Genomic DNA, 11,059 nt, shown 5'->3' on the forward strand with positions numbered 1-11,059 from the left:
TTATCCTGATTCAATCATTGTGATTGGCCTCGCTGATATAGTGTTATCTCATTCCGTGTAGCAATTGGAGAAAAATGCTTAGAAAAAGGTTCATTCATAAAATTTTTGTTATCTTTATTTGATACCAATATATACGACATACTGGTATCAGAAGTAAATTCTCTGATCGTTTGAGTAGGCATTGTATATTTTCCTGCCCAAGTACCTAGCTGCTGAGGTTCTTCTTCATGTATTAATCGAGGAATATTATAGCCACTATAAAACACCGCTGATGTTGAATATTCACCATAGGAAGCTATTCTAGCCCTTTCTGCTGGTAACTCAGCAGATATACTTTTAGCAGAGCGTGTTTCTGCTAATGGTATAAGACCATTATGAATTAAGAATAAATTCATAACTACGGTTACTATTGCTATTATTTGTGGCAAATGATAGACATTTCCTTTTAATTGTTTCCAAAGTATTAAACCAATTGAAAGGAAAGTACCAATATATATCATTGTCCAACTAGCTGCAGTTGGGATAAATCGACTACTTAGCGAAATAAGCAGTAATAATGCAATGGCTGGAATGGAAAGCCACCACCAAACCTTTCGATCCCTTAGAATTTGCATTTTACCTAAAGTATATCCAATTAGTAATGCCGCAGGAAAGGATGCAGGGAAAACATATGTAGGATATTTAGTAGCCATCATTGTGTAAAAAATAATCGTAAGAATAGACCAATTTGTTAAATAAATTAGCTGAGAAGACGAAAGCTCTTTTCTAACAACACCCATTGATTTAATGAAAATTCCTGACCAAGGTAATAGGCTGATAGGAAATAGGACTAGATAATAATAAAAGACATTATCCTTAGGATGTTCGGACACTGTGGCACGAAGATAGTTATGTAATCCCAAAAAGGTATCAAGGAAATTTGTACCGTGTAATTGGTACATCTTAACATACCAAGGAGCAGCAATGATTAAAAAGGCAAAGATCCCAGGGAGAATAAATACCTTTCTAAATAGCTGCCATTGGCGAGAAATTATTATATAACTACAGATAATTAATCCTGGCAGCACAAGACCAACAGGACCTTTAGTTAAGACGGCCAGCCCCGCGGCCATATAAGCAAATGAAACATACCATTTCGAACCAGTATTTTTTAAACCGAGATATAACATAGCCAAAGTAATGCTAGTATAAAAAAATAAGATAGAATCAGTAATAACCATTTTAGCTAATATCCAAAATTCTAAGGAGGTTGCTAATACTAAAGAGCTTAAGAGTGCAGTTTTGGTATTGCTAAAAATTTTTTGTCCAAACCAGTAAGTAAAACTTACACTAGCAGCGCTAAATAATCCAGCAGGAAAACGTGCGGCAAAATCAGTAATACCAAATATCTTAAAACTTAAAGCAAGCAACCAATAAACCATAATCGGTTTATCAAACCAATAATGTCCATAAATTTGAGGCGATATCCAATCACCAGTCAGAACCATTTCTTTAGCTGTTAATGCATAATTGGATTCTACAGGGTCACTTATCGGTATAGCTGCATTAAAAGATAGAAAAAAAGTTAAAGATGCAAGAAAAAGCAGCAACATTGTTAGGCGCTTTGCCATAAGTACCTCCCCTATTTTTTGAGTAGTAATACTTTATCATCAATGGTAGATAAAACCGTAAGTAACTGGATGCTTTGGTTTGTTAAACGACCATATTCAGATTGTCTAAGGAGAAAATATGCCCTTGGACTTTCTTGAATATATTGATTTAGATCATCATCTTTCTTTAACTCAAATCCGTAAACATTTGTATAGAATGTAAAGCCTGGGTGTAAGAATTTAACAATATATACTGGGGATGTGCCGTCATACTGTTTGATAAACTCTTGTGCAATAGGTTTAGTTGTAAAATTTGGTGCGGCTAAAGGGAACAACATAAAAACTAACACCATAGAAAATGAAACCATAGCAATAATTTGGGTCCAAAAGGCACGGCCTATTTCTTTCCTCCATGTAAAATATATTACCAATAATGCCATTACAATGAAAATTCCTGAGGCTATATAGATTCCATATTGTAATATAGGCATGGTTTTGCTACCGATAATCATACCGGCTGTAAAAAGTATTGTTAACAGACCTAATAGAATTGGCCAGCTTGTAAAACGTATGTTTTTGAGTGACCATATCCTATCAATGTACCACCCTACTATCATCGCTAAAGGTGGATACATAGGCAAAATGTAAGAGACTAACTTAGTCTGAGAAATTGTAAAAAATATAAAAATAAATAGTGCCCAAATATTTAAGAATAATAGGGTTGAAAAATTCCTATTACTGGCAGTCAAAGATGCCCATATAGACTGTAGCATAATAGTCGTCCAGGGAAAAAAGCCAAGTACAAGAACTGGAATATAATAATACCATACTACTAACTCGGGATGTTCAGGAGACGTAAATCTCGTGATATTATGAAAACCAAGAAAGGTATCTACAAAAATACTACCATGGATCTTATACATCATAATATACCACGGGGCAGCTATAAGTGCATAGACAAGCAAGCCAGAGGGTATTTTCATGCTCTTTAGCAGAGACCAATTTCTTGTAACCAGTAAGTAAAAAAAGATAATTCCACCGGGGAACAATAGGCCAATGGGGCCTTTCGTTAAGGTTGCCAATCCAGCAAAAATATAAGCGCTATAATATCTTTTTTCAATAAAAGATAACAGAGATAGAGAAAGAAATAAAACTAAGGTAATATCAGTTACAGCAGCTTTACCTAGATAAAAGTATTCGATACTTGTAGCTAATACTAAAGCGCTAGCAATTCCAGTCCGTTCATTAAATAAACGGCGCCCTGACCAATAAACTACTAGCGCGCAGACTACAGCCAGGGCAGCAGATGGAAAACGTGCAGCAAATTCATTAACACCTAATATTTTATAGGATGCAGCTACTAACCAGTAATACATCGGCGGTTTATCATACCAATACTCACCAAAAATACGTGGGGAGACAAACTCATTAAAAGCAAACATCTCCTTAGGCGTCTCCGCATAGACAGGCTCGTCGGGATCTAATAATGGCACCCCGCCTAGATTAGAAAATACTATAAATATAGTAATTATGGCCACTAGCCAAAAGCCAGTTCCAAATTTATTAAACATATGCAACCTCCAATAGTTAAAATCATAAGATTCATTATCTTTGAGTTAGTAAATAATAAAGTGTCGTTGTTAAATCGTATTTTACTAATATATCCGTTGGAGGAATTTTAAAACCTAGATAAGAGAATTATATGTTTTAGACAAGCCTTCAATTAATGGCATAGCTGGATTCCAGTTTAAGTATTCCTGGGCTGCACGATTTGATAAGGAAGACTTATAAATATCACCTTCACGCATTTCAGCATAGACCCTTGTCACTGTTTTGCCAGCAACTTTTGCCATATATTCTATTAATGTATTAACGCTTATTTCAGTTTGTGTGCTAATGTTACAAATCTTATTCGAATAACTAGATAATAAGGATTGGTAGTTAGCATTAGCTATATCTCCTACATAAATAAAATCACGTGTTTGGCTACCGTCACCAAAGATTGTTACGGGCTGATGATGGTGAATTTTGCGCGTAAAAATGCTAATAACCCCACCTTCCCCACCGTCGCCCTGGCGCTCGCCATAAACATTCGCATAACGTAATATCATAAATTCAAGACCATATATTTGGTTATATAAGGATAAGTAGTTTTCACAAGTTAACTTACTTAAGCCATAAAAAGAAGTAGGCCCTTTTGGGGTTGCTTCAATTACTGGTAAGTTTGTTGCATTACCGTAAACAGCTGCCGTAGAAGAAAATACGATTCGTTTAACATTTGTTTTACGGCAGGCTTCTAAAAGGTTAACCGTGCCGGATATATTTACATCACAATCATAATCCGGCATTTCCAAAGATTTATGCACCATAGTTTGAGCAGCTAAATGAATTACATAATCAAATTTTTCTCTTACAAATAAATCAAGTACTTGATTACTACGTATATCCATTTGAACAAATTGAGCTGCTTTATTGATGTTCTCAAGTAACCCAGTACTCAAATTATCAATAATTACAACCTGGCAATTTTCTTGTATTAGTCGGTCTACTACATGTGAACCAATAAAACCGGCTCCCCCAGTTACTAAAACTTTCATTTTTACAACCTCCTATTTTATATGGTTAACTAAGAAATTTTGACCAAAAACTTTTACTGTGAAATATAAGCCAATAATAAACGGTAAATATTCGACGATTATTCGCCACGCTACAGCAGCGATTCCAACTGTACCTGAAGGTAAAAAGTTGCTAAATAAAAAGATAAAGCCACCTTCCGCGATACCCGATCCTCCTGGTGTCGGTGCAAAGTATAATAGAATATTTAGTAATATCATTCTCCCAATAATTTGTGGTAGATTTACAGAAACACCCATACCCATGAATAATATTGGCACAATGCTGTATAAAGCTAACAGACTTATGGCCGATTCAACAAAAACTCTCCCCATGCTTGTTGGCGCTGATGATAACATAAAGACAGCCCCTCGTACATCACGATATATCGCGAAGACTCGGCGACGATAATTGTAATTTAGTTTCTTTGTAAGTACAACCAATAAATAATTAGGTAGACTAGTACGGAATAGCCATATGATTCCTAATATACTCACAACAAGCAAACCAGATGCTATAGCTAACATATTGTTTGTAAGACCTGGCATAATTTCAGGATCATAATAAAAAACAACGGGAACTAAAAACAATAAAAATATAATAGATAACAGTGTTCTAACGACTACTAAAACAGTGGCCTTTGCCGTAGGTACCCCCGCCTTGCGTAAAAACATGACTTGTGCTACGGCCCCACCGGCTGCTCCAGGGGTTAATAGTGCTAAAAAGTAATTGCCAAAAACAACTTGCACAGCCTCTATTAAGCTTATTCTTTCACCAGAAATACGTACAAGGTGCATGAGACGGACTCCATCAAAATATAAACCAATTATTAAAAAAACAATAGCCAGTACTAAGGACCAGGGCTGAAAACTATTGAGATGGCGTAAAGTATGAATATCGACTGTAAAGTAAATTACAATAGCAGAGATACCACCAACTAACAGTAATAGGAGAATTAGGCGTTGATAAAACTTAGTCATTTCCTAACTCCCCAAATGAAATTAATTGTATACCACGATTTGTAATCTGCTGGCGTACATTTTCGCTTGTAATAGCGTTTAACTCTGCTTGCCAATGGTAATTCCAGTTATAGATAGTATGTAAGATTGATTCATTAACTCCTGGGTGCATCATGATTTCTGAGATTCCTTCAGGTAACTTATTAATGATTTGCAATAAAAATTCTTCATGCATATTACCTCCTGCTAACATACCAAAAAAATGGTTTGGAGCAATGAGTCCCCGCTCTATTATCTTCTTACGAGCTATTCGGGCTAGACAAGTTAAGCCTGCACGAGCTACAATTCGCGAAGTAGAAAAAGGATATCCACCTAAAAAGAGATACGGTTCAGAAGGAATACGTACTGCTTTAATACTAAACTTTTTAGCTAACTCGATAGTAATATCAATTATGCCAGGTACAATATGCATATGTTGATGGCTATCTAAATGCGTGATAGGTAATCCACAATCTGCTACCTTTTGTACTTGAGCGGTTAATTCTTTTTTGATATCATCAAGTTTTATCTGTCCTAAACAAAAACGTTTTAAAAATTGAGGATATTGGGGTGATAAGAATCCTTCCTTATCTACCAATGATGGTATTGTGCTAGGGTTACATACCGGTCTCTCTCCTACTAAGGTTAGATGTACACCAATACCTAATTTCTTATTATCTAAAGCTAAAGGAACAGCATGATCAAAGGCTTTACCACAGGCCATGATGGTGGTACTGGTTATAATTCCTGCTGTATGCCCTTGAATAATTCCGACATTGACCATTTCATTAAGTCCAAAATCATCAGCATTTATGATTAATCGTTTCATAAAAACAACTCCCTTATAGTACGCCTGCTATACATGGTAGCATGTATAAGGAAATATGGCAATTTGCGGCTAAGGAAACACTTCTCAAGTTAGTATAAAATATGTAAGTATACTCATTGTAGAGGAGCCTATTAAAAGGCTCCTGATCATCTACTCAGTAGACTACTGATAATTTTCTTAGCAAGTAAATGGAAAAAGATAACTTAATTATTTACATGCTCAACATGCTTTGCATATGCACTATGATTGTGAATTGACTCGTAATTCTCACATTGTATTTCAAACCAGCTGATAAACTTCTGCTGACGTAACGCTAACACCAAATCTCGTAATATATCTTCAACAAATTTAGCATTCTCATACGCGTGTTCTGTTACATATTTTTCATCTTCGCGCTTTAGCAATGGATAGATAGGGCAACTACCTTGCGCTTCCATTAATGCTACTAAATCCTCAATCCAAATAAATTTTCCACTTGTATATTTAATTTTCACCTTCATTAATCCTCGTTGATTGTGAGCTCCATATTTAGAAATTTCTTTACTACAAGGACACAAAGAAGTGAAAGGAACGGCAACCCCCAGGGTGAAATCCAAAGGCTTACCCTTAGTTAATTTTGCAGAAAAAGAACAATCCACATCAAGCATACTTTTAAGCCCGCTGATGGGGGCAACTTTATCAATAAAATATTTGAAATGAATTTCCATTTGTGCATATTCCACATCAAGTTTAGTTAAAGTATCGATTAGTATAGATTCCATTTCGCGACTAGATATGGGCTTTTGGCTCCATTCACTTAAGATTTCGATGAAACGGCTCATATGGGTACCCTTATATTCTTTTGGTAAATCCACAGTAAGATTTATCGTAGCTAAAACAGACTGAAAAGAGTCTGTTTTAGTTTTGATAAGAAATGGTAAGTGTACACCACTGACACCTACATTTTGAATCGCAATACCACGATCATCTGAAATATTCTGAACGTCTTTCAAACTTTATTCACTCCTAGTTTTATATAAAATGGGATCTGCTATATTTGCTTCAGAGAAACCTTTTAAACGTAGCAGACAACTGTCACACTCGCCACAAGCAGCTGATTCCCCTTTATAACAGCTGGTAGTCAATTCTAAAGGAGCATTTAAACTGTGACCTAAGATAACAATGTCTTTTTTAGTTAAATGTAGTAAGGGGGTTTCTATTCTTATTTTTCGCTGATCTTGCACTCCTGCTTTTGTACTATAATCAGCAACTTCTTGAAATAGGTTAATAAATTCAGGACGGCAGTCAGGATAACCTGAATAATCAAGAGCATTTACACCAATGAAAATTTTATCTGCTCCTGTTACTTCTGCATATCCTAAAGCATAACTTAGGAAAATTAAATTTCTAGCAGGCACATAGGTAATCGGGATATCATGGGTTGCATTGCTGCCTGATGGTACTTCCAGGTGCTCATCAGTTAAAGCGCTACCTCCTATCGCATTCATATTCGTTTCAATAACAATATGTTTAGTAACTTTATAATACTGAGCTACAGAAGTAGCACTTTCTAATTCTCTGGAATGACGTTGATTATAATTAAAACTAATAGGGAAAAGTTCGTAGCCCTGACTATGAGCTACAGCCATACATACTGTAGAGTCTAGACCACCCGATAATAAAACAACTGCTTTCAAGCTTAACACACTCCTATTTTTTACGAAAATTATACTAAAAACACTGAATAAATGATTATTTAATAGTATTAAAGGCTGCGTCTAATACTGCTTGCTGCACTTTTTTCAAGGGAATTTTATGTTGTTTTGCTATACTTTTACAATCCTCAAATTCAGGAGTAACGCTACACACTTTTCCATTGTATGAACTAATTTTTGCTCTAGCTTCACCCCAAGATAGAGCTACCGTTACAAATTCTCGTTTTGCCATTTTCCGCTCAACCGAATAATATCTTAGTCCAATTGTCGACGTTTCTTCAAATATAATTGTAGTCACTTGATCTAAAATGTTACTTGGCACTAATATGGATAGCATAGTAGCAGCACGATTCTTTTTCATAATAATAGGAGTTAACCAGACATCAAATACACCAATCTCTAGCAACTTATCCATAACATACGGAAAAACTTGTGGGCTTAAATCATCAATATTTGCCTCTATGAGAAGAGTTTCACTCGTCTTAATGCACTCAGGTATTTCTCCTATATGCATCCTAAGAACATTGGGAATCTCCAAATCCCAAGTGCCGGCTCCATAACCAATTGTTTTGCTAGTAAAATTCTCTGGCATACTTCCATAGTCAGTTCCTAATGCTGAAAGTACTGCTGCTCCTGTCGGAGTTACTAATTCTTTGCTAATTTCCCCATTGTAATAAGGAATGCTTTTTAACAGTTCTGCTGTTGCTGGTGCTGGTATTGGCATTAGGCCATGGCAACATTTAACAAAGCCCTTGCCAACTTGTAATTTTGAAGTATAAATGGCCTCAATTCCAAAATAATTAAGTCCAATAACGGTGCCCACAATATCGATAATCGCATCAACGGCTCCAACTTCATGAAAATGAATTTCCTCTATTGTTACACCATGTACCTTAGCCTCTGCTTGAGCTAACAACATGAAGATTTTCTTACTATCATCTTTTATTCTTGGTGCTAATTGAGAATCATCAATAATTTGAAATATAGTAGATAAGTGACGATGATGGTGATGTTCATCTCCATGATGGTCATGAGTATGTAATTTCACATCTACATATACTGCACTAATACCATTCTTATTTACTTTTTCAATAGTTAAATGATAACCGTCGACTGGTAAAAGGGATAACTGTTCTCTTAGAACTTCTTCTGGTAAACCTGCATTTAATAATGCTCCTAATAACATGTTACCACTAATGCCGGCGAAGCAATCTAAATAAAGCGCTTGCATGATATCACCTCATCTTATTAATAATACTTGCCAATCGTCCTGCACCAAATCCATTATCAATATTCACAACGGATACACCGGCGGCACAACTATTTAACATACTTAATAAAGCTGCTAGACCATTAAAGTTAGCACCATAACCAACACTAGTAGGTAAAGCTATGACTGGCTTGGCCACCATCCCTCCAACGACACTAACTAACGCCCCCTCCATACCTGCAGCAACGATAATAACATTCGCCCTTTGGATGACCTGCTGCTGGGAAAATAAGCGATGAATGCCGGCTACCCCGACGTCATAAACACGTTCTACTTTATTACCCATAATTTCTGCAGTAACAGCAGCTTCCTCAGCTACAGGAATATCACTGGTTCCTGCTGTCATAACTAGTATAAATCGTTCATCATCAGGTTCGATGGTATCATGTTTAACAAAAATTATTTTCGCTACTTCATAATACTGTGCGTCAGGTACAACTTTTTTTACAGCAGAATACATATCCGCTGTTGCTCTAGTAGCTAAAACATTTTGATTATGTCTCGATAAACTTTTCATTATAGTTGCCACTTGCTCGGCTGTCTTTCCTTGACAAAAGATTACTTCAGGAAATCCCTGCCGAATCATACGATGGTGATCAATCTTTACAAAATCTAAATCTTCATATGGTAAAATTTTAAGCTTGTCCACTGCCTCATCCAAAGATAATCGACTAGCATGAAATTCTTCTAATACATTGCGTAGGCTATTGATATCCATGTTATCTCCTTATTATTTATTCAATTATTAATAAGATTGTTTCCTATTATATCACTTTTTACTTTTAAGTATGACTAAGAAGGAAAAAACTTAAGAATTTGTTCAAATAAGACAATATAATACAGAAAACTTGGCCTTTAGCCAAGTTTCAGTAACTTGTAGCAATGATTCCAATATTAGGTTCATGTAATAAATTCACTATTCCAACTGGCGTGGAAATAAGCGGACGAGTTAAATCACTACTATTAAGCCCGAACACTTTGCCGTTTAAACCATTGGTAAGTTTGACTTCACTATCAATCTGATAAGGAATAGCCACTGCATTGAAGGCTTCAATTACATTTTCATCAAAATATACTTTATTACCTTTATTTATTATTTCCATTGCCTCAAATGAAGTAAGTCGTGAACGATAGACTCGATTTGTTGTTAATGCATCATAAACATCTGCCACTGCAACAATTCGTGCTAATGGATGTATTTGCAATTTGGGGATCCCCCAAGGATATCCGCTGCCATCGCATCGCTCATGATGCTGTAATGCCATAAAATTAATTCGATAGTCGAGTTGTGTATCTACTTTTAATACATTATAGCCAAGGGATGCATGTTGCTTAATTTCATTAAACTCTTCTACAGTTAATTTCTCTTGTTTATCAAGAATTTCTTTTGTAATTCTTGTTTTCCCAAAGTCATGTAGTAATCCGCCCATGCCTAAAATACATAATTCTTCATACGGTAATTCCATTGCAATGCCAATAATGATAGAAAATATTCCTACATTGACACTATGCATAAACAAATAATCACTTGCGCAGTTAACATCATTTAAATACATTAGAATATCCTTATTACTAGCTAATGTAGAGACAATGTCTTCTATATAATTTTGCAATTGTGTTAAATGTTTAGCTAAGCCGTCAGAACTGGTAAAGGCGTTTTCTACATTAGAAATTAGCTGCAACCTAGTGTCCATACTTATTAAATCGCGAAGCTCGTTAATCTCACGGTTTGTAAACTTATGGTCACATACATAAACAGAATCAATTTCGTGTTTAATAAGTAGATTAATTATTTCGTTTTTTAATGTCATTCCTGACGCCACAAGTATTCTACCATACTGATCAATTACATCTTCTGCTAAAATCATTCCCGCTTTGACATCATTTAACAACTTTTGTTGAATCTTCGTTACCTCCCATCTAGGGTATGCTTTATCTTCATGTAGTAGTAAGCCCAATTTTCTTTATGTTAATTCTACATAAATTTCACAATTCCCTTCTATTTCAATGAAAATATTGGATATTATATAATATTAATAAAAACAAAAAAGTAACCGCCAATATTA

General features: G+C 35.4%; 10 protein-coding genes. All 10 read right to left on the reverse strand.

What is annotated here, in order from left to right; all coding sequences use genetic code 11:
- Positions 1 to 14 precede the first annotated feature (14 nt).
- Positions 15 to 1,610 (reverse strand): ArnT family glycosyltransferase, encoded by a 1,596-nt coding sequence (locus QSJ81_RS11070; protein WP_285717449.1) that lies wholly within the window; start codon positions 1,608 to 1,610, stop codon positions 15 to 17.
- A gap of 11 nt (positions 1,611 to 1,621) precedes the next feature.
- Positions 1,622 to 3,160, reverse strand: a complete 1,539-nt coding sequence (locus tag QSJ81_RS11075; RefSeq protein ID WP_285717450.1) for an ArnT family glycosyltransferase — start codon at positions 3,158 to 3,160, stop codon at positions 1,622 to 1,624.
- A gap of 114 nt (positions 3,161 to 3,274) precedes the next feature.
- The gene (locus QSJ81_RS11080; RefSeq protein WP_285717451.1) at positions 3,275 to 4,186 is read right to left on the reverse strand and encodes an SDR family NAD(P)-dependent oxidoreductase; all 912 of its coding nucleotides are present in this window, start codon (positions 4,184 to 4,186) and stop codon (positions 3,275 to 3,277) included.
- A 12-nt stretch (positions 4,187 to 4,198) separates the two neighbouring features.
- Positions 4,199 to 5,182 (reverse strand): lysylphosphatidylglycerol synthase transmembrane domain-containing protein, encoded by a 984-nt coding sequence (locus QSJ81_RS11085; RefSeq protein ID WP_285717452.1) that lies wholly within the window; start codon positions 5,180 to 5,182, stop codon positions 4,199 to 4,201.
- Positions 5,175 to 6,029, reverse strand: a complete 855-nt coding sequence (locus tag QSJ81_RS11090) for a ChbG/HpnK family deacetylase (RefSeq protein WP_285717453.1) — start codon at positions 6,027 to 6,029, stop codon at positions 5,175 to 5,177. The genes QSJ81_RS11085 and QSJ81_RS11090 overlap by 8 nt, the downstream gene beginning before the upstream one ends.
- Before the next feature lie 203 nt (positions 6,030 to 6,232).
- On the reverse strand, positions 6,233 to 7,021 hold the full coding sequence (gene folE2 / locus QSJ81_RS11095; protein ID WP_285717454.1) for a GTP cyclohydrolase FolE2: 789 nt from the start codon (positions 7,019 to 7,021) through the stop codon (positions 6,233 to 6,235).
- Between the two features lie 3 nt (positions 7,022 to 7,024).
- The gene (gene queC / locus QSJ81_RS11100) at positions 7,025 to 7,735 is read right to left on the reverse strand and encodes a 7-cyano-7-deazaguanine synthase QueC (protein WP_285717766.1); all 711 of its coding nucleotides are present in this window, start codon (positions 7,733 to 7,735) and stop codon (positions 7,025 to 7,027) included.
- Between the two features lie 25 nt (positions 7,736 to 7,760).
- On the reverse strand, positions 7,761 to 8,954 hold the full coding sequence (gene larC, locus QSJ81_RS11105) for a nickel pincer cofactor biosynthesis protein LarC (RefSeq protein ID WP_285717455.1): 1,194 nt from the start codon (positions 8,952 to 8,954) through the stop codon (positions 7,761 to 7,763).
- A 4-nt stretch (positions 8,955 to 8,958) separates the two neighbouring features.
- A complete protein-coding gene (gene larB / locus QSJ81_RS11110) occupies positions 8,959 to 9,711 on the reverse strand; it encodes a nickel pincer cofactor biosynthesis protein LarB (protein ID WP_285717456.1) in 753 nt (250 codons plus the stop codon).
- 148 nt (positions 9,712 to 9,859) lie between these two features.
- Positions 9,860 to 10,951, reverse strand: a complete 1,092-nt coding sequence (locus tag QSJ81_RS11115; protein WP_285717457.1) for an HD-GYP domain-containing protein — start codon at positions 10,949 to 10,951, stop codon at positions 9,860 to 9,862.
- Between the last annotated feature and the right edge of the window lie 108 nt (positions 10,952 to 11,059).

This window comes from Pelosinus sp. IPA-1, assembly GCF_030269905.1.
GTDB lineage: Bacteria > Bacillota > Negativicutes > DSM-13327 > DSM-13327 > Pelosinus.

Coding starts and splice junctions, on each gene's coding strand:
- QSJ81_RS11090 (WP_285717453.1), bottom strand. CDS start 6,029: ATGAAACGATTAATCATAAATGCTGATGATTTTGGACTTAATGAAATG.
- larC (WP_285717455.1), bottom strand. CDS start 8,954: ATGCAAGCGCTTTATTTAGATTGCTTCGCCGGCATTAGTGGTAACATG.
- QSJ81_RS11080 (WP_285717451.1), bottom strand. CDS start 4,186: ATGAAAGTTTTAGTAACTGGGGGAGCCGGTTTTATTGGTTCACATGTA.
- larB (WP_285717456.1), bottom strand. CDS start 9,711: ATGGATATCAATAGCCTACGCAATGTATTAGAAGAATTTCATGCTAGT.
- QSJ81_RS11075 (WP_285717450.1), bottom strand. CDS start 3,160: ATGTTTAATAAATTTGGAACTGGCTTTTGGCTAGTGGCCATAATTACT.
- QSJ81_RS11070 (WP_285717449.1), bottom strand. CDS start 1,610: ATGGCAAAGCGCCTAACAATGTTGCTGCTTTTTCTTGCATCTTTAACT.
- QSJ81_RS11085 (WP_285717452.1), bottom strand. CDS start 5,182: ATGACTAAGTTTTATCAACGCCTAATTCTCCTATTACTGTTAGTTGGT.